This is a genomic window from Actinophytocola xanthii, from assembly GCF_001921205.1.
Classification (GTDB): Bacteria; Actinomycetota; Actinomycetes; order Mycobacteriales; family Pseudonocardiaceae; genus Actinophytocola; species Actinophytocola xanthii.
The window spans coordinates 1-24,097 of the sequence record NZ_MSIE01000082.1 but is presented as its reverse complement, the minus strand read 5'-3'; the positions used below and the strand labels follow the sequence as shown (position 1 = coordinate 24,097).

Genomic DNA, 24,097 nt, shown 5'->3' with positions numbered 1-24,097 from the left:
GAACGCCCCGAGCACCCGAGATCCTAGGTGATCGGCTGACCACGCCCGCACGCAGCGCCGTCAACGACGCTGTGGGAAGGCATGACCAAGATCGGCTTCGGCGAACGCCTGGGGCGTGGTGCCCTCGGCGGCATAGCGGTAGAGCGCGGTCTGGTAGATCCCGGACAGGGCGGCCACGGTGATCCCCACGAGCAGGCCCCAGACCACGGCGATGCCGAAGCACACCAGGAGGGTGGCCCCGCCCGCGACCGCGCCCAGTGCGGCCAGCGCCACGGCCGGCAGGAACAGCAGGAACCCGGCGACCCCGATCCCGGCGTTGCCGAGCACGTTCTCGCCCCACGTGTTGCGGAACAACGTCGCCGAGCGCTTGACCGCGTCCTTGGTTCCGACCCGCTCGAGCACGAGCACCGGCAGCACCAGGTAGGTCACCAGCGTCCAGGCCATGCCGATCATGCCGGTGATGATCCGGCCGAGGAAGCCGAGGCGTTCCTCGATCGCGCGCAGGATCATCGAGACGGTGGCCGAGAGCAGCGCCCACGGCAGGATGCGCGCCCAGTTCGAGCCGGCGACCCTGAGCCCGCCGGCGACGCTGGGGTCGCCGCCGTTGAGCGCGATGTTGGCCTGCGAGATCAGGGCGGTGTTGAAGAAGATCGCCATATACGTGCTGACCAGGTAGAAGCCGGCGAACAAGGCCCAGGAGCCGAACGTCGGCCGGCCGTTGGGATCGATCGTGAACAGGGCCGGGGTGAGGAAGATCGCCGCCACGACGAGGCCCGCGACACCGGAGAGCACGGGAAAGACCGCTAACTCCTTGCGCGACCGCAGAACCCGCCAGGACGCCTTGAACATCTGCCAAGACCGGGAGAACCGACCCATTGCGCCTGCCCCTTTTCTCGAGACATCACGAACTTACTCGCCGACACGGCGAGTCAGCAGCTCAATACCCAGTGCGGCGCGATGTCAATCATGAAAGGGAGCCGTCGCGATACCCGCCCGCTGCCGCCATGCCGTGGCGTAGAGGCAGACCGCGGCCGCGGTGGCGAGGTTGAGGCTCTCCGCCGCCCCGTAGATCGGGACACGCAACGCGAGGTCCACCCGCGCGAGCAGTTCGTCGGGCAGTCCGTGCGCCTCGCTGCCGAACACCCAGGCAGTCGGACCGCCCGGGGTGGCCGAGGCCAGGTCCGCATCGGCGTAGCCGTCGGCGGCCACCAGCTCCAGCCCCGCGGCGCGACAGGCCGCGAAGACCGCCGACACGTCGGCGCAGCGGGCGACGGGCAGGTGGAACAGGCTCCCGGTGGAGGCCCGGACGCACTTGCCGTTGTGCGGGTCGACCGTGTTCCCGGCCAGCACCACCGCGTCCGCACCGGCAGCGTCGGCGACCCGGACCACCGTGCCGGCGTTGCCCGGGTCGGACACCCCGACCAGCACCGCCACCAGCGTCGGCCGGCCGGCGAGCGCCGTGTCCAGGGGGACGTCGAGCAGGTCGCAGACGGCCACCACGCCCTGCGGCGTCACCGTCTCGGACAGTCCGGCGGCCGCGCGCTCGGTGACCGGGGAGACCCGAACGCCGGCCTCCTCGGCGAGCGAACGCAGGTCCTCGGGCAGGCCGGCGGGAGCGACGAACAGCTCGTGCACCCGACCCCGACCGGCGCGGGCCCAGACCAGGGCCTCGCGGACGGCCTGCGCGCCCTCCACCAGGAAGCGGCCGGCCCGCTCCCGACCGGCGCGTCGGGTCAGCTGCCGAGCGGCAGCGACCCGGGGCGTCCGTTCGGTGAACGGAGCGTCCCCGGGTCGCGACTGAGGCGTGTTCAGGAAGCCTTGCCCTGCGGGTCGGCGTTGTCGCGGGCGACGGCGACCAGCGCGGCGAACGCGGCGGCGTCGTTGACGGCGAGCTCGGCGAGGATCTTGCGGTCGACCTCGACGCCGGCGGCCTTGAGGCCCTGGATGAACCGGTTGTAGGTCATGCCGTTCTGTCGAGCCGCGGCGTTGATGCGGGTGATCCACAGCTGGCGGAAGTCACCCTTGCGGGCACGGCGGTCCCGGTAGGCGTAGTTGAGCGAGTGGAGCATCTGCTCCTTCGCCTTGCGGTACAACCGCGAGCGCTGGCCGCGGTAGCCGCTGGCCAACTCGAGGGTCGTGCGGCGCTTCTTGTGGGCGTTGACTGCCCGCTTGACGCGTGCCACGGTTCAATCCTGTCGATCTTGGGGCCGAGATGGCCCGGTGGTCATGGGAGACGGGTGCGGCTCAGCGACCGAGCAGCTTCTTCACCCGGCGGACGTCCGCCGTGGCGACCTCGGTGGTGCCGGACAGGCGCCGGGTGACCGTGCTGGGCTTCTTCTCCAGCTTGTGCCGCAGGCCGGCCTTCTGCCGACGCAGCTTCCCCTTGCCGGTGACCCGAATCCGCTTGGACGCGCCCGAATGGGTCTTGTTCTTGGGCATTCTTCTGATTCCTCGCGCTCTTCATCGCCGGAGCGGGCACTGCCTGCTCCGTTACCGTGCCGGACGCGGTCCGCGTCGGGTCAGTTCGTGTCGGTGCCCGTCGTGTCGGTACCCGCGCTCGCCTTCGGCCGCGTCTTCTGCGTCTTGTGCGGCGCCAGTACCATGATCATGTTCCGGCCGTCCTGCTTGGGCGCCGCCTCCACGAAACCGAGGTCGGCGACATCGTCGGCCAGCCTCTGCAGCAACCGGAACCCGAGCTCGGGCCGGGACTGCTCCCGGCCGCGGAACATGATCGTCACCTTGACCTTGTTACCGTGCTCGAGGAACCGGATGACATGGCCCCTCTTGGTCTCGTAGTCGTGAGTGTCGATCTTCGGGCGGAGCTTCTGCTCCTTGATCACGGTGAGCTGCTGGTTCCGGCGCGACTCCCGCGCCTTCTGCGCGCTCTCGTACTTGAACTTGCCGTAGTCCATGAGCCTGCAGACCGGTGGGCGCGCCTGCGGGGCAACCTCCACGAGGTCCAGGTCCGCTTCCTGAGCCAGTCGCAGTGCGTCCTCGATGCGCACTATCCCGACCTGCTCGCCGCCAGGTCCGACCAGTCGGACCTCCGGCACTCGGATGCGGTCATTGATACGTGTCTCGGAGCTGATGGGGCCTCCTCGGGCCGAGTTCGTCGTTTCGTGCCGCGACGCTCGCGACGTGGAACCCCACACAGCACGAACCCCGCGCACCTGCAGGGTGCACGGGGCCCACTCCGACCGATCCTCGACGACGGACGTCGAGACACCGCTGCCGACGCCGAACCCGCCGACGTCAGCCGCGGCGACCGGAACCCGGACACCAGCGTGACTCGGGTGGGAGCGGGGCTCCACTTCGCGGCCTCACACAAGGCGAGGCTGGTCGCACCTGACAGGTTATCAGATTTCCCCGGACCGGATCACGCGGGCGCCCACTGGTACCGCAGCTCGGGCCGCCCCACCTGGCCGTACTGCGGCTGGCGCACCGCAAGGCCGTTGTCCGCCAAGTACTCCAGGTACCGTCGCGCGGTCACCCGGGACATGCCGAGCACATCGCCGGCCGCGCCGGCCGAGAGCCCTTCCCTCGCCTCCCGCAGCACGGCGACGACGGCGTCCAGCGTCGGCCCGCTCATCCCCTTCGGCAGGGCGCTGTCGGCGCCCCGAAGGGTGGCGAACAGGTGGTCCACGTCGGTCTGGTCGGCCACCTCCGCCCCGTCGACACCGCGCCGAAACCGCGCGTAGCGCTCGAGCTTCTCCCGCAGTGTGGCGAAGGTGAACGGCTTGAGCAGGTACTGCACCACCCCGATCGACACGGCGGCACGCACGACGGCGAGGTCCCGGGCGGAGGTCACCATGATCACGTCCACCAACAGCCCGGCGCCGCGCAGGCTCCGGCACAGGTCGAGCCCTGTCCCGTCGGGCAGGTACTGGTCGAGCAGGAGCAGGTCGACCTCGGTGCCCGCCTCGTCGCGCAGGGCGCGCTGCGCCTGCGCCGCCGTGTGGGCGACACCCGCGACGGCGAACCCGGGAATGCGCTCGACGTAGGCCCGGTGCGCGTCGGCGGCGACCGGGTCGTCCTCGACGACCAGGACCCTGATCACGTGTGCGCCTCCATCACCACCCGATCGTTGGGTAGGCGCACAGTGAACACCGCGCCGCCGGCCGGCGCGTCGCCGACCTCGATCGTGCCGTGGTTGCGGCGCACGGCCTGGCGGACGAGCGCCAGGCCGAGCCCGCGTGTCTCGTCCTTGGTCGACCAGCCCCGGCTGAACGCGTCGAGCACCGCGTCCGGGGCGATCCCGCCGCCCGTGTCGGCCACCCGCAGCACCAGCTCGCCGGCCTCGGTGCGGGCGGTGACGTAGACCTTCGGCGCCGGTCCGGCGCTCTCCCCACCCGCCCTCTCCAGGGCGGCGTCGAGCCCGTTGTCGATGAGGTTGCCCAGGATCGTGACGACATCACGCGCGGTGGCCTGGTCACCGCCGAGAACGGCGTCGTCGATCTCGGTCTCCGGCGAGATCACGAGCTCGGCGCCGCGCTCGTTGGCCTCCGCGGCCTTGCCCAGCAGCAGGGCCGCCAGCACGGGCTCGGACACGGCGCCGACGACGCGGTCGGTGAGCTGCTGGGCCAGGGCGAGCTCCGCGGTGGCGAACTCGACGGCCTCCGCGGTGCGACCCAGCTCGACCAACGACACGACCGTGTGCAGGCGGTTGGCCGCCTCGTGCGCCTGGGAGCGCAGCGACTCGGCGAAGCCGCGGACCGAGTTCAGCTCGCCGGTGAGCGCCTGCAGGTCGGTGTGGTCCCGCAGGGTGACCACGGTGCCCAGCGACCGGTCCCCCGACCGCACCGGCGAGGAGTTGACCACCAGGACCCGTCGTTCGGTCAGCTGGATCTCGTCGACGGTCGCGCCGGCCAGGGACATGCTCGCCACGACCGCGCGCGGCAGGCCCAACTCGTCGAGCCGCCGGCCCTCGACGTCGCCGGCGAGGTCGAGCAGCTCGCGGGCGGCGTCGTTGATCAGGCTCACCCGCCCGTCCTGGTCGATCAGCAGCAGGCCCTCGCGCACCGTGTGCAGGATCGCCTCGTGGTACTCGATCCGCCGGCTCAGCTCGGCGGGCCGGAGCCGGTGGGTCTGCCGGGCCACCCGGCGGCTCACCAGGTACGCCCCGGAGATGGCCAGGACGAGCACGACCGCCGCGACCACGACCAGCGGGAGGACCCGCGCGCGCACCTGGCCGGCGATCGCGCGCACGGTGATGCCGACGCTTACCAGCGCGACGATGTCCCGGTCGGCGTCGAAGACCGGGACCACCGCGCGCACCGAGGGCCCGAGGGTGCCGGTGTAGGTCTCGGTGAAGGTGCGGCCGGCGAGGGCCTGTTCGGTGTGGCCGAGGAACTGCTCGCCGATCCGGTCGGGGTTGGGATGGGTGAACCGGCGCCCGTCCGGGTTCATGATCGTGACGAAGTCGACCCCGGTGTCGTGCCGGACCCGTTCGGCGAACGGCTGCAGCCGCGCGCTGGGGTCCTCGGTCCCCACCGCGTCCACGACGATCGGCGAGTCGGCGATCGTCAGCGCGATCGAGACCACCTCGTCCCTGCTCGACTCCTCGGTGCGGTCGGCCACGTCCAGGTAGGACAGCACGACCCCGGCGGCGACCAGCAGCCCGACGATGGTGACCTGCAGCAGCATCAGCTGGCCGGCCAGACTCCATCGTCCCAGGCGGCCCCCGTTCGTCATGGCCATAGTGTGGCCCGCTTCGCCTCAGCGCACGAAATGAACACAAGGGTGACCCAGATCATGCCCACTCGCAGAATCTGACCCACATCGACTCGAGCAGCAGTATCACCAGCACCACGCCACCGTCGGCCGCGGCCGGCCACGCCATGGAGGGTCACCGTGACCGACACCGCCTCGCCGCCAGCCCGCTCCCGCCGCCGCGACCGCACCCACCTCCTCTACATCGCCGTGATCGTCGCGGTGGCGCTCGGCATCGCGATCGGCCTGATCTGGCCGAGCGCCGGCGTCGCGCTGAAGCCGCTCGGCACGGCGTTCATCAACCTGATCAAGATGATGATCAGCCCGATCATCTTCTGCACGATCGTGCTCGGCGTCGGCTCGGTGGCCAAGGCCGCCAAGGTCGGCCGGGTCGGCACGCTGGCCATCGGCTACTTCCTGGTGATGTCGACCGTCGCCCTGGTCATCGGCCTGATCGTGGGCAACATCCTGCACCCCGGTGAGGGGCTCCAGCTCACCGAGAGCGTGCGCGAGGAGGGCCAGGGGCAGGTCAAGGAGAGCCAGAGCACCGTCGACTTCCTGATCGGCATCATCCCGACCACTCTGGTCTCCGCCTTCACCGAGGGCGACGTGCTGCAGACGCTGCTGGTGGCGCTGCTGACCGGGTTCGCGCTGCAGGCGTTGCGCGGCAAGGGCGAGCCGATCCTGCGCGGCATCGCGCACATCCAGCGGCTGGTCTTCCGCATCCTCGCGATGATCATGTGGGTGGCGCCGGTCGGCGCGTTCGGCGCGATCGCGGCCGTGGTCGGCGAGACCGGCGTGGACGCCCTCAAGAGCCTCGCCGTAATCATGATCGGCTTCTACCTGACCTGCCTGGTGTTCGTGTTCGGCGTGCTCAACCTGCTGTTCTGGGCGGTGGCGCGGATCAACCTGTTCTCGCTGCTGCGCTACCTCGGCCGCGAGTTCCTGCTGATCGTGTCGACCTCGTCCTCCGAGGTCGCGCTGCCGCGGCTGATCGCGAAGATGGAGCACCTCGGTGTCAGCAAGCCGGTCGTCGGCATCACGGTGCCGACCGGCTACTCGTTCAACCTGGACGGCACGGCGATCTACCTGACGATGGCGACGCTGTTCATCGCCGAGGCGATGAACGCGCCGCTGAGCACCGGCGAGCAGATCTCACTGCTGCTGTTCATGATCATCGCCTCGAAGGGTGCCGCCGGGGTCACCGGCGCCGGGCTGGCGACACTCGCCGGCGGCCTGTCCACCCACCGCCCGGAGCTGGTCGACGGGGTCGGGCTGATCGTCGGCATCGACCGGTTCATGTCGGAGGCACGGGCGTTGACCAACTTCGCCGGCAACTCGGTCGCCACCGTGCTGGTCGGCATCTGGACCAAGGAGTTCGACCGGGACCAGGCCAACCGCGTGCTCTCGGGCGAGGATCCGTTCGACGAGGCGACGATGCTGGACGAGGACCACCACGGTGGCGCGCCGGAGGAGGACCGCCCGGGCGGGTCGACCGAGGAGGAGCCGGCGCCAAGCAGGGCGTGACACGGTCAACCGTGGTGGTCGTCGATCTTGACGTGTAGTGCGGTGAGAAGGGTGTTCAGGTCGGTCGTCACAAACTGACCTTGAACACCCTTCTTCCGTCTCCAGCCAGCACCCCGGCTCAGGACTTACCCATCTAGGTCCGCGTACGGCGGCGGTGGCCGCGGTCGGGGTGCCAGGACTCGATGACCAGGGCGTCCCGGGCGTCGTTGAGGTAGGTCAGGGCGACCTCGGTGAGGTCGAGCTTGAAGAAGCCGGCGCCCTCCTGCTCGTTGCCCTCCGGCGGCTTGATCTCGACGAGCCGGCCGGCCAGCTTCGCGTCGCCGGCCCACTCGTCCTCCTTGGGCGGCTCGAGCGTGGGGCTGTGGATGGCGACGCGCGGGTCGCGGCGGACGTCCCGCAGCTTCATCGAGCCGCCCATCATGCCGAGGGTCACCTCGCCCTCGGCGAACTCCAGCTCGGTGCCGCTGATCCGGGGCGAACCGTCCGCCCGCAGCGTGGCGATCGTCTTGTTGGTGCCGGCGGCGAACACGGCCCGAACCCGCCCGGCGAACTCGGGGAACTCGGCTTCGACGTCGTTCCAGCTGAACATGGGGCTCCTTTCTGAACCGTGGTTCGGATAGTACTCCCAGTTTCCGATCCGTGGTTCAATAATGGAGTGGGTCGCCCGAGGAAGATCTCCGACGAGGAGTTGCTCGCCGCCTGCGGTCGAGCGGTTGGCCGGCACGGGGCGGGGTTCACGCTGGCCCAGGTCGCCGCCGAGGCCGGCGTGGCGGTCGGCACCGTGTCCGGGCGGTTCGGCTCGAAGCAGGGGCTGCTGGTGGCGATGATGACCACGGCGGCGGCGGGCGTCGAGCAGCGGATGCGCGCGGCCGCGGCGACCCGGACGGACCCACTCGAGGCGGTGACGGCCGCGGTCCTGGTCACCGCCGAGGGCGTGGACGATCCGACGACCACGACGAACCACCTGGCGCAGCTCGGCGCGGACCTGACCGACCCGGAGCTGCGGGAGGGCCTGCGGCTGCTGCGCGAACGGGTACACCGCGTCCTGGCCCGCCTGCTGCGAGCCGCGGCGCTACCGGGTGCCCCTCCCCCGGCGCGCGCCGCCCGCATCATCGCCGCGATGGCGCACGGGGCGCAGCTGGACTGGGCCCTGCGTCCGCGCGGCCCGCTGGCGGAGCGGCTACGCGAGGACGTGCGGGCGGTCCTGACGTCCTGGCGCTGACATCGCCGTCACAGGACGGCGGTTCAGTAGCAGGTCACCTCTCCCGGCAGCACCTGGTCGTTCGGCACCTGGGCCACCTGGATCCTGTCCACTCCGGGCAGTTTCCGAATCGGGTCCAGGTCCGCGCACTGGAGGTCCGCGTTTCTGGTCGTGAGCGTGAAGGACTCGGGCAGTTCCTCGCCCGGGCCCGGCCTGGCGACCTCGGGCATGTCCTTGTAGATCTCCTCGAACCGCTCGCGTGCCTGCTCGCTGTCCTCGTACTCGACGTCCCCCTCCGGTTGCAGGGAACCCATCGCCGACTTGACCGCTGCCCGCTGCTCCTCGGTGACGTCCGATTTCAGGTACACCCAGACGCCGTACTCGCGTTCCTCGCGGGTGAGGAACGCGACCACCCCGGTCGCGACGAGCGCTCCGACGAGCATCGCGGCCGCCGCGACGACCAGCAGCCGAAGCCGGGAGGCCCGTGCTGCGGGAGGCGTGGGGGGTTCACCCGAAGGAGGCGCGGTCGGCTGCTCTGTCACAGTGCGCAGTTAATCAGTCGGTGGCCGCGGTTGTCAGGCGAGGTAGGCACGCAGGCCGCGTTGGCCCCGCCGCATCATGAGGGCGTGGTTGGCCACGAACAGCGGGCGTGCGACCGGGGCGAAGGTGCGCAGCAGCGGCTTCGTCGTCTCGACGCACTGGTCGATCTCGAGGCGGCTGGTGGAGTCGTCTCCGCTGACCGTGGCCTCGGTGTGGCCCTCGAGGTCTCCGGTCATCTCGACGCGCAGGCGTCCGGTCGGCTCGTCCTGCACGCTGCGGCGTAAGCGGAAGCCCAACGTGTACGGGAGGGTGGCGCGGCAGGTCATCTCGGCGGTGTCGTCGTCGATCCGTTGTACCGAGCGGACGTCGGGCCACCACAGCGGCCAGCTCGTGAGGTCGACGAGAGCGCCGAACACCCGGGGCGTTCCCACGTGCAGTGACCAGACCCGGCGGAACCGGTACTCGTTGAGCATCACCCGGTCGAGTATGCCGTCGGTACAGTGTGGCCACATGGCACCCTGGACCGCCGCCGACATGCCCGACCAGAGCGGGCGGACCGTCGTCGTGACCGGAGCGAACAGCGGGCTCGGCCTTGCCACGGCGCGGATGTTCGCCGCCGCCGGTGCCCGGGTCGTCCTTGCCTGCCGGGACGTCGCGCGGGGCGAGGCGGTCGCGCCGCCGGGTGCTGAGGTGAGCCGGCTGGACCTGGCCGACCTCGGCTCGGTGCGGGCCTTCGCCGCGTCGGCGCCGGACGAGATCGACGTGCTGGTCAACAACGCCGGGGTGATGGCGGTTCCGCACAGGCGCACCGCCGACGGGTTCGAGCTGCAGTTCGGCACCAACCACCTCGGCCACTTCGCGCTGACCGGCCTGCTGCTCGACCGCGTCCGCGACCGTGTGGTCAGCCTGTCGAGCGGGATGCACCGGATCGGGCGAATCGTGTTGGACGATCTGAACTGGGAGCGCCGCCGCTACCGCCGCTGGCCGGCGTACGGCCAGTCCAAGCTCGCCAACCTGCTGTTCACGTTCGAACTGAGCCGCCGGCTGGCCGCGGTGGGCTCGGCGGTGCGGGCCTACGCCGCACATCCCGGGTATGCGAGGACCAACCTCATGTCCCACACGGAGTCGTTCCTCGACTACGTGATGGCCTTCGGCGGGTTCGCGGCACAGACCGCGGAGATGGGTGCACTGCCGACGCTGTACGCGGCGACCGTGCCAGACCTGCCCGGTGGCAGCTACGTCGGCCCGGACGGCTTCCTCGAGCAGCGCGGCCACCCGAAGCTCGTCGGCAGCACGTCGGCGGCCAGGGATCCGGAGGTTGCCCAAGCCCTGTGGGAGCACTCCGAGCGGCTGACTGGCGTGGCCTTCGACCTCGCGCCGGTGTAGACCGGCGCCGCGTGCCGCTCCTGCCGTCGGGCCGCCCAGGGATGTCCTCGAAGCGGGGTCAGGTTGGCCTGGTTTGATCTTGTGTTGTGGTTCGCAGGCATGAGTTGACTGATGAGCAGTGGGCTGTGGCCGCGGGCGGGCGCCGGGCACGGTCGCACACAGGGGTGATCGACCTGGCCGCCCTCCACCCTCTGGCTTTGAGGGCACTCTCCAGCCGCCACGTCCAACCGAGTCGCGTCGTCCGCTTGTGCGCGCACCGGCGCAGAGCTCAGTGATGCCTACGGCCGGCGGCGCGGTGCGGTCAGGTGAGGACCTTGCGGAGGAACTGGCCGGTGTAGCTCTCGGCCACGTCGACGATGTCTTCGGGGGTGCCTTCGGCGACTACTGTGCCGCCGCCGGAGCCGCCTTCGGGGCCCATGTCGACGATCCAGTCGGAGGTTTTGATCACGTCGAGGTTGTGCTCGATCACGATCACGCTGTTGCCCTTGTCGACCAGGCCGTTGATCACGCCGATGAGCTTGCGGATGTCCTCGAAGTGCAGGCCGGTCGTCGGCTCGTCGAGGACGTAGACCGTCTTGCCGGTCGAGCGCTTCTGCAGCTCCGAGGCGAGCTTCACCCGCTGGGCCTCGCCGCCGGAGAGCGTCGGGGCGGGCTGGCCGAGGCGTACGTAGCCCAGGCCGACGTCGACCAGCGTCTTCAGGTGGCGGTGGATGGCGCGGATCGGCTCGAAGAACTTCTCCGCCTCCTCGATCGGCATGTCGAGGACCTCGGAGATGGTCTTGCCCTTGTAGTGCACCTCCAGGGTCTCCCGGTTGTACCGCGCGCCCTTGCACACCTCGCACGGGACGTAGACGTCCGGCAGGAAGTTCATCTCGATCTTGATGGTGCCGTCGCCCGCGCAGGCCTCGCAGCGGCCGCCCTTGACGTTGAACGAGAACCGCCCCGGCTGGTAGCCGCGGACCTTCGCCTCGGTCGTGGCCGCGAACAGCTTCCGCACGTGGTCGAACACGCCGGTGTAGGTGGCCGGGTTGGACCGTGGGGTGCGGCCGATCGGCGACTGGTCGACGCGGACCAGCTTGTCGACCAGGTTGAGCCCCTTCACCCGGGTGTGGCGCCCCGGGACCTGGCGCGCGCCGTTGAGCTTGTTCGCGAGCACCGTGGCCAGGATGTCGTTGACCAGGGTGGACTTCCCCGATCCGGAGACCCCGGTCACCGAGACCAGGCAGCCCAGCGGGAACGCCACGTCGATGCCGCGCAGGTTGTGCTCGCGCGCGCCGACCACGGTCAGTTGGCGCTTGGGGTCGGCCGGGCGGCGTACGGCCGGGGTCGGGATCTCCATCCGCCCCGACAGGTAGGCGCCGGTCAGCGACTGCTTGTTCTTCAGCAGCTTCTGGAAAGGTCCGCTGTGGACGATGTGGCCGCCGTGCTCGCCCGCGCCCGGTCCGATGTCGACCACCCAGTCGGACGTGCGGATGGTGTCCTCGTCGTGCTCGACGACGATCAGCGTGTTGCCGAGATCGCGGAGCCTGGTGAGCGTCTCGATCAGCCGGTGGTTGTCGCGCTGGTGCAACCCGATCGACGGCTCGTCCAGCACGTAGAGCACGCCGACGAGCCCAGAGCCGATCTGGGTGGCCAGCCGGATGCGCTGGGCCTCCCCACCGGACAGGGTGCCGGCCGCCCGGTCGAGCGAGAGGTAGTCGAGGCCGACGTCGAGCAGGAAGCGGAGCCGCGCCTGGATCTCCTTGAGCACAGCACCGGCGATCATGGTCTCGCGCTTGCCCAGCGTGAGGCCGTCGAGAAAGTCGGAGCACTCGGCGATCGACAGCGCCGACACCTCGGCGATCGAGCGCGCGCCGTGCTTGGCGTGCTCGAGGGTGACCGCGAGGATCTCCGGCTTGAGCCGGGTGCCCTGGCAGGCGGGGCAGGGCACCTCCCGCATGTAGCCCTCGTACTTCTCCCGCATGTACTCGGAGTCGGTCTGCTCCTGGCGCCGCTCCAGGAACGGGATCACGCCCTCGAAGTTGGCGTAGTACGAGCGCTCCCGGCCGTAGCGGTTGCGGTAGCGCACGTGCACCTGCTCGTTGATGCCGTGCAGGACCGCCTTCTGCGCCTTGGCCGGCAGCCGCCGCCAGGCCACGTCCATCCGGAAGCCGACGGTCTCGGCCAGGGAGGACAGCAGCCGGGTGAAGTACTCGGCGGTCTGGCCGCCGGCCCAGGGCGCGATCGCGCCCTCCTCCAGGCTCAGCTCGTCGTCGGGGACGACCAGCTCGGGGTCGACCTCCTGGCGCACGCCGATGCCGGTGCAGACCGGGCAGGCGCCGTAGGGCGAGTTGAACGAGAACGAGCGCGGCTCGAGGTCCTCGATGGCCAGCGGGTGGCCGTTGGGGCAGGCGAGGTTCTCGGAGAAGCCGCGGATGCGGTGCGGGTCGTTCTCCGGGAGGTCGACGAACTCGAGCTCGACCAGCCCGTCGGCCAGGCGCAGCGCGGTCTCGACCGAGTCGGTGAGGCGGCGCTTGGCCGAGGACTTGACCGCCAGGCGGTCGATCACCACCGCGATCTCGTGCTTCTCCTGCTTCTTGAGCTTGGGCGGGTCGGCCAGCGAGTGCACCGCGCCGTCCACCCTGGCGCGCGAGTAGCCCTGGGACTGGAGCTGGGAGAACAGGTCGACGTACTCGCCCTTGCGGCCCCGGATGACCGGCGCGAGGACCTGGAAGCGGACGCCCTCCTCCATGGCCAGGACCTGGTCGACGATCTGCTGGGGCGACTGCTTGCTGATCGCCTCGCCGCACTGCGGGCAGTGCGGCTTGCCGGCGCGGGCGAACAGCAGCCGCAGGTAGTCGTAGACCTCGGTGATGGTGCCGACGGTGGACCGCGGGTTGCGGCTGGTCGACTTCTGGTCGATGGAGACCGCGGGCGAGAGGCCTTCGATGAAGTCGACGTCCGGTTTGTCCATCTGGCCGAGGAACTGCCTCGCGTAGGCCGACAGTGACTCCACGTATCGCCGCTGGCCCTCGGCGAAGATCGTGTCGAAGGCCAGGCTCGACTTGCCCGAGCCGGACAGCCCGGTGAACACGATCATGCTGTTCCGGGGCAGGTCGATGTCGACGCCGCGCAGGTTGTGCTCGCGCGCGCCGCGGACGACGAGGCGGTCTGCCACTGATGTCCCTTCGAAGAATGCTCTCGTGGTCGGCCAGGCGCAGGTCAGACGCTGGTCCACCCGGCCGCGACCATGCTAGGTCGGGGCACCGACAGTTTCCGCGGGGGTCGTCGGCGGTGGGCGGCTACCCGGGTCCGACCCGCTCCCCTACTCTGGGGTGACCAGGTCTGGTGCAGATTGTGAACTACCGACTCGCGGGGATGGCGGTATGACTGGTTCCAGCATCTCAAATGAAGCGATCGTGGCGCACGGCGGTGTTCCGGCCCAGCGCGGCGCGAGCGACCGGTCGGCGGGGGACCGGGCGAGGCGCTGCCTGCCCAAGGTCCGCTCGGCGACGGAGATGCTGGTGCGGTTGGTCGGTGAGCTGGACGACAGAGGGATGCGCGGCCCGAGCCTGCTGCCCGGGTGGACCAGGGGGCACGTGGTCAGCCACCTGGCGCGCAACGCCGACGGCCTGGTGAACCTGCTCACGTGGGCGAGGACCGGGATCGAGCACCCGATGTACCCGAGCAACGCCGACCGCGACGCGGACATCCAGGAGGGCTCGAAGCGGATGGCGCGGGTGCTGTACGAGGACCTGCGGGCGGCGTGCGACCGCCTGGCCGTGGCCGCCGAGCGCCTGACGGACAGCCAGTGGGAGGCCGTGGTGACCGGCCGCATCCCGACGCCGTTCCCGGCGGCCGAGATCCCGGCGATGCGCCTGTTCGAGCTGTGGGTACACATGGTGGACTTGGACGCCGGCTTTACCTTCGCCGACATCCCGGCCGCCGAGCTCGAGGCCGCGCTCGACGCGGCCGTGTCCCGCCAGAGCAATCGCCCGGACGGGCTTTCACTCCACCTTCGGGTGACGCTCCCCGACGGGGAGGAGCGCACCTGGGAGGTGACCGCGGACGACGACGAGGTGCACGAGGTCGCCGGGCCCGCGACGGCCGTCCTGGCGTGGCTGACCGGGCGCGACGACGGCGCCGAGCTGAGCGGCGACGTGCCGGTACTGCCCCCGCTGGCATAGGCGGCCGACGCGCTAGGGTCACGCCGTGGACGAGTACACCGGTCATGTCGAGCCCGGCGGCGCCGCCGCGCGCCGCGAGCTGGACGCGCTGAGCATCACGAAGATCTCCGTCGGCCCGATGGACAACAACGCGTACCTCCTGATCTGCAAGGCCACCCAGGAGGCGTTGCTGATCGACGCGGCGAACGACCCGGAGCGGATCTCCGACCTGATCGGCCACGACGACCACCGCCCGACGCTGCAGACGATCGTGACGACGCACCAGCACCAGGACCACTGGCAGGCGCTGGGGGCGGTGGCCGGGGCGTACGGCGTGAACACGATCGCCCACGAGGAGGACGCCGGCCCGCTGCCGGTGCCGCCGGACCGTTACGTGACCCAGGGCGACACCATTCCTGTGGGTGACTGCGTCCTCGAGGTGATCCACCTTCGCGGGCACACCCCGGGCTCGATCGCGCTCCTGTACCGGGACCCGGCCGGCCACCCCCACCTGTTCACCGGTGACTCGCTGTTCCCGGGCGGCGTGGGGCGGACGACGTCCCCGGAGAACTTCACGTCCCTGCTGAACGACGTGCAGTCCCGCGTCTTCGACCAGCTGCCCGACGACACCTGGTTCTACCCGGGCCACGGAGACGACTCCACGCTCGGCGCCGAGCGCCCCAAGCTCGGCGAATGGCGCCAGCGCGGCTGGTGACGCGGCTGGCAGGACGGGGCGACCAGCGGACACTGCTCGTCCGCTGGTAACGCTCAAACGCAACTGGCTGAATGGCGCCAGCGCGGCTGGTTACCCTCCGGTAATCAGCCGGCCGTGGAGATCAATTCTTCTCCGGCATTTCTACGAGACCACCGTTTCGTGTGACTTGCGCTGCCCTCGTCTATGGTGTCCTCGACCGGGCCCGACAACTTATGAGGACAGCGTTGCCCAACGAGGAGTTCCAAGCAGGCCGCACCTACGAAAACGTCTACATCATCGTCGCGGACTCGTCCGGCTATTCGAGTATCGTCCGGTCCAACCCGCGTGACCGTGCCGCTCACGCCTTCGACTTGTTGCGCGAGCGGGTCACGTCTCGCGTCCAGAAGTTGGCCGCGGAACTGGGCTGCGCTCGCACCAAGCTCTGGTCGTGGCGAGGCGACGGCGGATTGATCGTGGTCCACGACGACGACGAAAGCACGACCCGGGATGTCGCACTGCGTGCCGCGCTCGACATTCTGCTCGTTGACCTGCCGTCGGTACGGGAGGAACTGAGCTCCACCGAGCTGAACGGCGAGCTCCGCCTCCGAATTGCCGTCCACAAGGGAACAATTCCGTACTCGCACGACAGCGACAACGGGTCGGTCCACTCTCCCGACATCAACTTCGTCGCCCACCTGGAGGAGGCGACACCGCCGGACTGCCTGACGATCTCCGAGGACGTGTACCAGGCGGCCGGCCCGCACGCGCGTACCTTCGCCCCGGTCGGCACCTACGAGCGTCGCGACATCTACCTCCGGGCGGTGGACCCCGACCCCAGGTCAGCGCGTCGCGCATGGATCATGCACAACGGGCTCGCTGGCCAGGCCCAGGTGATGGCCAGCATCGAGCGACCGAGCCAGCAGGAGAAGGCGCGGTTGGTCGCGGTGGCCAACACCGAGGTCATCGACCTGGGAACCGCGTTGCGCACGGCGACGACCTACCTCAACACGACGGAGCGGCCGGCGACCTACCGCGACGCCGTGCTGGAGTTCCTCGCCCGCGGCGGAACGTACCGATGTGTGCTCCTGGACCCGGTCTGCGACACGACCAGGATCCTGTCCCAGTACCGCCGCGAGGATCTGGCCGAGAAGATCCGTGCTTCCGTCAAGGCGTTCAGCGCGTTCAAGGACAAGTACAACACGCGCGCGGACCGATTCGAGGTCTACTACTCGAAGTCCTTTCCCGGGTTCTCCGCGATCATCATCGACCTCCCCAGCGAGAATCCCCAGATCCTGTACGCACCGTATCTGATGAACATGCGGGAACCGGCGATGCAGGTCGACAACGGAGACACGCCGCACTACCTCGCCACCCCGGTCTGCCGGCCGGTACTCGAAAAACTCACGACGATCCTCCAGCCGATCGTCGCGCCCGACCAGTTGGAACGGCTCATGTAGTCAGTCCACCGAAGGATCGTCGACGCGGGGCGGGATGTAGTCCTGCTCGAGGAACTCGAGGACGCTGTGCACCGCCATCAGCGTCGCCAGGTACTGCCAGCTGTCGTCCTTCTCCTCGTCCCCGTAGTCCGCTATTCCCCGCGCGATTATCCAGTTCAGGTCGCGGCAGGCCAGCGCGAAACCGTACGACTCCTGGTCGCCGAGGACGATCCGTTCGTTGCTGTCGTGCAGCGAGGCCAGCCGCGACGGATCCCGCAGCAGCCTCTCGCCGGTGGCCACGGCGTCCTTCAACACCGTCACGTTCGGCGAGAAGTCCGCCGGGAGGTCAGCTGGCCGGTACGCGTCCGGAAGCTCGGCGACGGCACGGGCGAGACGGGCGGACAGCGACTCGCTGACCGGGTCGAAGCGGAACAGTTGCCGGTTGAGCGAACGGCGGTACGCCAACTCCGGCCGGGGCTCGAACATGTCGGGCCGTTCCCGCCCCGGCTCGTACCACCACACCGTCTCCGGGAACGAGACGTCGCCTTTCCTGATCTTCCCCGCCAACCCCGCGGCCATTCCCACGAGGATCCACACCTGCGCCCGGTACGCCTCGGAGATCTCCCCCACCGCGTCCATCGCATGGAGGTTCAGCGCCTGCCCCACGGCCGTGAGCGCCACGGACAGCTCGGTGGGCTCGTCGATCCGGCCGGCGGCGCGACAGGGGACCGTCGCATGGTAGAAGTCACGCTCCCGGTAGGACCTCGACGGGGTGCGGGAGATGCCCAACGCCGCTATCGCCGCCTGTATCTCGATCCGCTGGACGGCCATGATGATGACGTCGACCTCCATCACCTCGCGGTCCGGCGCACGGGCGGGCAACTGGTATCCGAGCGCGTACTCCTCGGGCAGGAAGGAGTCGACGACCCGTTCGTGGAACTCCACCAGCGACTGCTTGGGGATGTTCCGGGAGCGCAACGCGTAGTCGCGCATGAGCAGGTCGCGGCGGTAGGGGTCGCGTTCGGTGCTGAGGTAGTAGGCGATCGCCGCTATCGACTCCTCGGCACGCTCCTGCGGGAGCAGCGGGTCCGACGGCTGCGTCATGGGTCCATCCTCCTCGGCCGCGGTACGTCGTACAGGGCGACAACCCGGACCCCGTCGAGGGTCTCGCTGGGAACGAAGTTGAAAACCGGCAGGTAGGCCTTCGGACGCAGGTGGAACGACTCGAGCACCTTGATCATCTGCCGCGCGGTCCGGTTCGAGCCGTTCTGCTCGTCGACCACCACCACGTTCACGTTGCGTTCCGCGAGATGAGCGAGCTGCCTCGACCACTCGTGGCCCTCGGCGAGTTGGCGGATCTCGGCACTGGTGCTCCGGTCGGCCTTCTCCAGCACCGAGCGAGGGACTCGAACCGCGACGATCCGGTTGTCCGCCCAGGGCTGCATCCTCTTGACCACCGCCAGGATCCCCGGTTCCTCCGGGCAGGCCACGGCGACCGCGGAGCCGGGGACCAGGTGGCGCAGAACCATCTCCAGCTTGTATGCCAGGTAGTCGCCGAACTCCTCGAACAAGCGGACGAAGTCCGGGTTCGACTTCTGCCGGAGGTGCTCGGGCGGACCGTAGGTCTCCTCGATCCAGGGCACGTGGGATAAGACCTCCCAGGCGTCGTAGGAGCGGAGCCGGAGCAGTTCCTCCCGATCCTTGTTCGTGAACGGCAGACCGATCTTGCACTGAACGCAGTCCCGCCGTGGGACACGATCCACCCGCACCCGCTTGATGGGCGACAGCTCCGGCAGATCGTCCTCGGTCTGGAAGTCCCGCGCCATGAACGCCGCGACCGCGTACCTGTGCAGGTTGTAGCCGGAGCCGAGGGCCTCCTTGATGATTCTCCGGTACGTGCTGCCGGTGTTGACGAAGTCAAGCATGACCAGGTACTGGGTGTGCTCGTCCGGGTCCGGCGCCGCGCGATCTCCGCCGCTCGGCCACTTCGTCTGACGCATTCTCAGCTTGCCTGACGCGACGGCCACCGCGTCCTCCATCCACGGATCGACCGTCTCCGGGACGATCAACTCCGTGCGAGCCAGGGAGGGGCGAGATCCCACGAGGTGGGTGATGCGGTCGACCAGCAGGTGGGACAGCTCCTGCACCGTGCGGCTTCCGTCGAAGAAGTACCTGCTGCAGTACTCGTCGTTGATCTCGAAGTGACCCATCTTGCGGATGATCTTGTCGTCGAACTCCTGCTGCCTGGACCCGATCAGCTCCTGCTGCCGCTGCCCGTACCCCGGCGCGACCTGCTCGGCCTTCGGGCGAGGCCCTCCGTGAACCTTGAACTTGCCCTCGTTGTTGAGCACCAGGACGCTGCCACCCGAGATGCTCAACTCGTTGAGCGGCTCCCAGAACGAGCTGTGGTAGCTGTGCGGAAGCCGCGGGAGCAGGACGATGCACACGTGGCCGGGGCTCGCCGCGAAGCCGGCCGCGCACAGCGCCACGGAGTAGAGGATGTTCTCGCCCAGGTCCTCGTAGTGGTTGAGCGAGCAGTCGATCACGGCCACCGTCTGTTCGTCGCCGCCGTTGGGCAGGTCCAGCAGCTCACCGAGGAGCCGGGGGTAGCTTCGGATCTGCTCCGGCGGCAGGTACTTGGTCGTCGTGGCGGGCCGTCGCTCGCGGACCGAGTTGAGCAGGCGTCTGGCCACCCACAGATGAAGCTGCCGTCGCCTGTCGTCGACCGGCTCCTGGGTCGGGGCGCCCAGCCGGACGACATCCGCTTCGAGGAACCATTCCTTAGGTGCCATGACTCACCGGTATTCGCACTGTGATCATGTTGCCGTTGAACTGCCGTCCCCCGATCCGGCAGATCTCGGCCTGATAGGCCCGACTCGTCCTCCGTCGCCCCCGTGACCACCCCCGTAGGTTCATCAGCTGGTTGCCCGTGCGGACCTCGAGGCTCCCGCCGAACAGGTCGATGACGCACCGGTAGAGCGCCCGGAGCCCGTATCCCTGCCGCTCGCCGACCTGGGGTTGGACCGGGAAGAGCGAGCACAGCAGAAGCTCCTCGTCGGTGGCGTCCCCGCGCGGCTTCCACCCACCGACGTAGCGCTTCACCGACGGAGTCCACCCCGAGGACTCCACGTGGAACCTGTCCCCGGCGGGAACGGAGGGCTGGTTGGCCGCACCGGCATCGAGAGCGACCCGAAGCGGCTCGATCATCGTCTTGCCGTTGTCCCAGACCGAGATGCTCAAATGGCCCTCACCCGTCCGAACGACGTCCGGGTCGTCGGCGAAGGGGATGATGCTGACGAGGTCCGCCCGCGGCCGTCTCAGCGCGCTGACGAGCAACTCGTAGATCACGACTCTGGCGATCTCCGGTCCCCTGTCCTGGAGGCAGCTCTCCAGGAATCCCATGACCAGGGGCGAGCGCCAGCGGGACCACTCGGCCTCGATGATCGAGTCAATCTGCGGGTCGGTGTTGAACACGTGAGCACCGAAACGGAAGAACCGGGTTTCCACGAGCCTCGCGTACGCGTTCGTCGAGCGCCGCGCCTGCGCTCCCTCCTTGCCGTACAGCCGACGTCGTTCGCTGATGAACGGCCGGTCGCCCCGCCACAACAGCGTGCGGATCGAGGACTTGAACACAATCGACGCGGCCGTTGGAAAGCCCCACGCCCCCACGCAGTCGCGCACCTTCTCGGCCTTGGGCACCGAGAACGCGGTCGCGAGCTGCTTGCGACCACGTTCGTTCAGCAGCGCGAGAATGTACTGGAGAGCGGTGATATCGACCGAGGAGGCACCGGAGAGATCGAGGTCTATCGGACCCTGCCAGTCACGATCGGAGATCTCGTTGATTCGCGTGTCCAGGGAGCCCGCGGTGATCGAGTCCAGCAGCCGGAGCTCGTTCCATCCGTCCGGCCTGGTCGAGAACGGCTTCTCGGCCCCTCTGATGCGCTCACCATCCATCCGGTCAACCTTCACAGTGCGCTCCCCCTCAACCTCTTTCGACCGTCCAATGGGTGCGAATTGTCCGGTCTGCCGACACACCGGTCCCACGATAACCGCAGGCAGCACGGCGTAACGTGTCATATGACAATGCGGGTGGAGGGGGAATATTCTTCCGTGCACAACAAGAAGGCCCCGCCTCGGTCATTCGTGACCGGGGCGGGGCCTTGCGTTCGCGCGAGGTGGGTCGTGCTATCCGATCCGGTAGGCCCGGATGACGGTGTAGGTGACCGAGCCGCCCGCGTGGTCGGTGGCCGTCGTGCGCAGCGACACGAAACCGGCCCTGCTCGGGTGGTTCACGACCGCCCGCCAGTGGTCTCCACGACCTGTGGCGTGCGCGGGCTGCCAGGTCCTGCCGTCGTCGTAGGACACCTCTGTTCGGAGCGTTCGCGCCGTGGTCGCACCGGGTTGACGCTGGACCAGCACCGGCACCGTGAACCGGCGGCCGGCGGGGGCGGTGTCGGTCGCGTCCAACTCCGGGGTGTAGCGGATCACGCTCACCGGCAGGGCGGTCGCTCGTCCCTCCGGAACGTGCGCCGACGTGAACGTCCATTCCAGACTGACTGAAGTGGACAGTTCGTAGGCGCCGCTCCGGGTGGCCCCGACCTCGAGGCGGTACTCCGCCGTCCGTGGCGGCACGGCGAAGGTACCCCTGCCGTTCTCCGGAACCGGCGAGCCGTCGACGTACAACGCGTTGTGCTCGGAATCCACGATGGACCATCCGGCGCGGTTGTGCTCTCGATCCCCGAACAGTTTCACCCTCGACCCCAGCAGGTCGCCCTCGCGGTACACCCACGGCACCAGGTCCCTCGGCAGGCTGGGGCCGAACGGGGCAGCACCCCAGACCACCGTCCGCGGTCCACGGCGGTACGTCGTGGCGTAGCTGGCCTCCTCCTCTCGTGGCTCCCCGTCGACGACCTCCAGCAACTCCTCCGACCACTCGACGTCGTCGGTCGTGTAGTACTCGGTCCTGGTCATCGGAAGCTCGGCCTCGGTACCGAGACCGAGCAGCGCCTCCGCCATCCCCGGGCCTCTCGGGCGCGCCGTCCGCCGGCCGGACGCACCCGGGACCACACTCCGGTACTCGGCCCGCACGACGGCCAACTCCTCCTCCCGCACGTGCCGGGTGTACCCGCTCGGCATCGTCCTGGCCGGGTACCAGGCCAGGTTGAACAGGTGGCTGCCCGCGCCGAGCCGGCCGTCCGGGCCGAGCTCGCCCCACCAGCTCAACACCTGCCCGGTCAGCCCGGCGACCGGCTGTGCGGGACCGACCCGGGCGCTGTACAGCGGCGCGCCGCCCTCAGCGGTCTCGATGCTCGCCACGTCGCCGCCCGGGAACCGGCGGGTGTAGCCGACGGCGGTGGCGAACGGTATCGCCGCGGGCCGAGGTACCGTCACCTCCACCGGTATCGCCGTCCGGGCGTCCAGCGACACGGTGGTGTCGCCGGCGAGGTCGACCAGCGGGTGGACCAGCTTGCTCGACGCGGAGTCGTCTGCCTCGACGATCGCGCTGTCCACGTGGTAGTGACCCTTCGGCAGCCGCACGGTCGACGTGCCGTCCGGCTCGTAGGGGGCGGCGGAGAACGAGGCGTCCACCCCGTACACCGACGTGCCGTAGCGCGGTGTGGACGCGCCCGTGCGGTCGAGGTGGGTCAGGGTCAGGTCGTAGCTCTCCGGCTCGCGGTTGACCACGAGGGGGACACGCACGCGTTGTTGTCCGCCGGTGGCGACGACCGCTCCGCTGTAGGTGCCCTCCGGGCCGGGCACCCGGGTGTCCACAGTGACCGTCACCTGCTCGGCCGCACCCGGACCCACCGTGATCTCGGTAGGCAGGACCCGGAACGCGCCGTCGGGTGCCGGTCGTCCGTCCGGGCCGGTGGCGTCGACCGAGAGGGTCATCGTGACCGCCTCGTCGCCGTCGTTGTGGACGGTCACCGGGCGGGTGACCGGCTCGTCGTCGTCGTGCGGCCAGCGCTGCCGGCCCAGCGACAGGTTCGCCGGCTCCGCGCGCATGGTCTGGCTCACCGCCCGCGCCACGTCCAGCCGTCCGGAACCCTGCTCGAAGGGCGTCAGGTCCTCCGCCGGCTCCGCCGCTCCGGTCAGGCTCGTCTTGAGGTCGGGGCCGTCCCAGCCCGGGTGCTGCTCGGCCAGCAACGCCGCCGCGCCGGTGACGTGGGGGGCGGCCATCGACGTGCCGGACATCCGGACGTACGGCTCGGCGCCGCCCGTACCGGTGGCCTGGGCCGCCTGGATCTCCACACCGGGTGCGGTCAGGTCCGGCTTGATGCCCTCGTCGCCGATCCGGGGACCCCGGCTGGAGAACGGGGCGAGCGCGTTCTGCCGGTCGACGGCGCCGACGGTGAGCGCGGCCTCCGCGCTGCCCGGAGACCCCACCGTCGCCGCTCCCAGCGTGCCGGCGTTGCCGGCGGAGATGACGAACAGCGTGCCGTGCTGCTCGGTGAGCGCGTTCACCGCCTGCTCGAGCGGGTCGAGCCCGGCGCCGTCCGGACCGCCGAGGCTGAGGTTGACCACCGCGGCGCCGCTGCGCGCCGCCCACTCCATGCCCGCCAGCACGGCCGAGTCGGGACAGCCGTCGACCGAGCACACCTTCCCCGACAGCAGGGTCGCCTCCGGCGCCATGCCGCGAAGGCGACCGCCGGAGGCGGCGCCGGAGCCCGCGATGGTCGACGCCACGTGGGTGCCGTGGCCGTCCCGGTCCGTGCCGCCCTGCTCGCCGGTGAAGTCGCGGACGTCCGCGACCCGGCCGGCGAGGTCGGGGTGGTCGGCGTCGACGCCGGTGTCCAGGACGGCGACGGTGACGCCGCGCCCCGTGTACCCGGCCTGCCAGGCCGCCGGACCCCCGACCTGGGGAACGCTCTGGTCGAGATGCAGCTTTCGCATGCCGTCCAGCCAGATGGTGCGGTCGGCGTCCCGGGCAGCCCCGGGTCCGGTGAGACTCGACCAGAACCGCGTGCGGTCGGCCACCGGCAGCCGGACCGCCGCGCCGTCGACGCTCGGCAGCGCGGTGGCCGTGCGCGCGGCGGCCACCCTTCCGCCGGTGACGATCAGTGGCAGGTCCGGCCGGCTGCTGTCGTCGTAGCCCATCTCCAGCAGGGTCGTCACATCGAACAGGCGGCGGTCGAGCCGGCCGGCGCCGACCATGGCGAGCGCGTCGGACGGGATCACGTAGTCGTGACCGTCAACCCGGTACTGGCTGAACCTGGTGCCGCGTCGGGCCTGGCCGGGTTCGATCAGAACCCCGTCGGACCCGACCCGGACCCGGTCGCCGGTCACCAGCGTGACCGTGCGGCCGTCGGTCGGCGGGGTGGGAGCGGCGGTGGACGTGGTGGTGCCGGTCAGCAACGCGGCCACCGACGCCACGGCCACCAGGAGTGGCAGTGTGCGAGACATGGAGGTCCTTCGACGCTCCTATGGTGTGTCAAGTGGTTGTGGTGGGTTGTTGTTC

General features: G+C 69.8%; 21 protein-coding genes. 6 read left to right on the top strand and 15 right to left on the bottom strand.

Annotated features, from left to right (window positions below):
• Positions 1–60: 60 nt before the first annotated feature.
• The 7 genes from BU204_RS32640 to BU204_RS32610 form a co-directional block, all read right to left on the bottom strand.
• Positions 61–849, bottom strand: a complete 789-nt coding sequence (locus tag BU204_RS32640) for a DUF6159 family protein (RefSeq protein ID WP_233160864.1) — start codon at positions 847–849, stop codon at positions 61–63.
• Between the two features lie 111 nt (positions 850–960).
• On the bottom strand, positions 961–1,812 hold the full coding sequence (locus BU204_RS32635) for a TrmH family RNA methyltransferase (RefSeq protein WP_075129675.1): 852 nt from the start codon (positions 1,810–1,812) through the stop codon (positions 961–963).
• Positions 1,809–2,183 (bottom strand): 50S ribosomal protein L20, encoded by a 375-nt coding sequence (gene rplT, locus BU204_RS32630; protein ID WP_075129656.1) that lies wholly within the window; start codon positions 2,181–2,183, stop codon positions 1,809–1,811. Before rplT ends, BU204_RS32635 begins: the two co-directional genes overlap by 4 nt.
• 61 nt (positions 2,184–2,244) lie before the next feature.
• Entirely contained in the window at positions 2,245–2,439 is a 195-nt protein-coding gene (gene rpmI, locus BU204_RS32625; RefSeq protein ID WP_075129655.1) for a 50S ribosomal protein L35, read from the bottom strand.
• Positions 2,440–2,519: 80 nt separating this feature from the next.
• Complete coding sequence (gene infC, locus BU204_RS32620; RefSeq protein WP_075129674.1) at positions 2,520–3,152, bottom strand: translation initiation factor IF-3; 633 nt, start codon at positions 3,150–3,152, stop codon at positions 2,520–2,522.
• A 224-nt stretch (positions 3,153–3,376) separates the two neighbouring features.
• Positions 3,377–4,057 (bottom strand): response regulator, encoded by a 681-nt coding sequence (locus BU204_RS32615; protein WP_075129654.1) that lies wholly within the window; start codon positions 4,055–4,057, stop codon positions 3,377–3,379.
• On the bottom strand, positions 4,054–5,697 hold the full coding sequence (locus BU204_RS32610; protein WP_075129653.1) for an ATP-binding protein: 1,644 nt from the start codon (positions 5,695–5,697) through the stop codon (positions 4,054–4,056). The genes BU204_RS32615 and BU204_RS32610 overlap by 4 nt, the downstream gene beginning before the upstream one ends.
• A gap of 153 nt (positions 5,698–5,850) precedes the next feature.
• Between BU204_RS32610 and BU204_RS32605 the strand changes: the two genes are divergently transcribed.
• Complete coding sequence (locus BU204_RS32605; protein WP_075129652.1) at positions 5,851–7,236, top strand: cation:dicarboxylate symporter family transporter; 1,386 nt, start codon at positions 5,851–5,853, stop codon at positions 7,234–7,236.
• Positions 7,237–7,369: 133 nt separating this feature from the next.
• On the opposite strand, the gene BU204_RS32600 is transcribed toward BU204_RS32605, so the two are convergent.
• On the bottom strand, positions 7,370–7,825 hold the full coding sequence (locus tag BU204_RS32600; RefSeq protein WP_075129651.1) for a pyridoxamine 5'-phosphate oxidase family protein: 456 nt from the start codon (positions 7,823–7,825) through the stop codon (positions 7,370–7,372).
• Between the two features lie 66 nt (positions 7,826–7,891).
• Between BU204_RS32600 and BU204_RS32595 the strand changes: the two genes are divergently transcribed.
• Positions 7,892–8,458, top strand: coding sequence for a TetR/AcrR family transcriptional regulator (locus BU204_RS32595; protein WP_075129650.1), 567 nt, complete (start codon positions 7,892–7,894; stop codon positions 8,456–8,458).
• A gap of 23 nt (positions 8,459–8,481) precedes the next feature.
• On the opposite strand, the gene BU204_RS32590 is transcribed toward BU204_RS32595, so the two are convergent.
• Complete coding sequence (locus BU204_RS32590) at positions 8,482–8,979, bottom strand: permease-like cell division protein FtsX (RefSeq protein ID WP_143229908.1); 498 nt, start codon at positions 8,977–8,979, stop codon at positions 8,482–8,484.
• Between the two features lie 33 nt (positions 8,980–9,012).
• The gene (locus tag BU204_RS32585) at positions 9,013–9,450 is read right to left on the bottom strand and encodes an SRPBCC family protein (protein ID WP_143229909.1); all 438 of its coding nucleotides are present in this window, start codon (positions 9,448–9,450) and stop codon (positions 9,013–9,015) included.
• A 37-nt stretch (positions 9,451–9,487) separates the two neighbouring features.
• Between BU204_RS32585 and BU204_RS32580 the strand changes: the two genes are divergently transcribed.
• Entirely contained in the window at positions 9,488–10,363 is an 876-nt protein-coding gene (locus BU204_RS32580; RefSeq protein WP_075129648.1) for an oxidoreductase, read from the top strand.
• Between the two features lie 301 nt (positions 10,364–10,664).
• Here BU204_RS32580 and uvrA read toward each other — a convergent pair whose 3' ends face one another.
• Positions 10,665–13,520 carry an excinuclease ABC subunit UvrA gene (gene uvrA / locus BU204_RS32575; RefSeq protein WP_075129647.1) on the bottom strand — a complete coding sequence of 952 codons (2,856 nt, stop codon included), beginning with the start codon at positions 13,518–13,520 and terminating at the stop codon, positions 10,665–10,667.
• A gap of 208 nt (positions 13,521–13,728) precedes the next feature.
• Between uvrA and BU204_RS32570 the strand changes: the two genes are divergently transcribed.
• The 3 genes from BU204_RS32570 (at position 13,729) to BU204_RS32560 (ending at position 16,659) form a co-directional block, all read left to right on the top strand.
• Positions 13,729–14,529 carry a maleylpyruvate isomerase family mycothiol-dependent enzyme gene (locus tag BU204_RS32570; RefSeq protein ID WP_075129646.1) on the top strand — a complete coding sequence of 267 codons (801 nt, stop codon included), beginning with the start codon at positions 13,729–13,731 and terminating at the stop codon, positions 14,527–14,529.
• A 25-nt stretch (positions 14,530–14,554) separates the two neighbouring features.
• Positions 14,555–15,223: an MBL fold metallo-hydrolase gene (locus BU204_RS32565; protein ID WP_075129645.1), complete on the top strand. Its 669-nt coding sequence runs from the start codon at positions 14,555–14,557 to the stop codon at positions 15,221–15,223.
• 224 nt (positions 15,224–15,447) lie between these two features.
• A complete protein-coding gene (locus tag BU204_RS32560; protein ID WP_143229907.1) occupies positions 15,448–16,659 on the top strand; it encodes an adenylate/guanylate cyclase domain-containing protein in 1,212 nt (403 codons plus the stop codon).
• Here BU204_RS32560 and BU204_RS32555 read toward each other — a convergent pair whose 3' ends face one another.
• The 4 genes from BU204_RS32555 to BU204_RS32540 all read right to left on the bottom strand — a co-directional run bounded on the left by BU204_RS32555 (position 16,660) and on the right by BU204_RS32540 (position 24,042).
• A complete protein-coding gene (locus BU204_RS32555) occupies positions 16,660–17,742 on the bottom strand; it encodes a 5'-methylthioadenosine/S-adenosylhomocysteine nucleosidase family protein (RefSeq protein ID WP_075129643.1) in 1,083 nt (360 codons plus the stop codon). It lies immediately after the preceding gene.
• Positions 17,739–19,430, bottom strand: a complete 1,692-nt coding sequence (locus tag BU204_RS32550) for a hypothetical protein (RefSeq protein ID WP_075129642.1) — start codon at positions 19,428–19,430, stop codon at positions 17,739–17,741. The genes BU204_RS32555 and BU204_RS32550 overlap by 4 nt, the downstream gene beginning before the upstream one ends.
• Positions 19,420–20,592: a hypothetical protein gene (locus BU204_RS32545; RefSeq protein WP_075129641.1), complete on the bottom strand. Its 1,173-nt coding sequence runs from the start codon at positions 20,590–20,592 to the stop codon at positions 19,420–19,422. Before BU204_RS32545 ends, BU204_RS32550 begins: the two co-directional genes overlap by 11 nt.
• A gap of 231 nt (positions 20,593–20,823) precedes the next feature.
• The gene (locus BU204_RS32540; RefSeq protein ID WP_075129640.1) at positions 20,824–24,042 is read right to left on the bottom strand and encodes a S8 family serine peptidase; all 3,219 of its coding nucleotides are present in this window, start codon (positions 24,040–24,042) and stop codon (positions 20,824–20,826) included.
• Between the last annotated feature and the right edge of the window lie 55 nt (positions 24,043–24,097).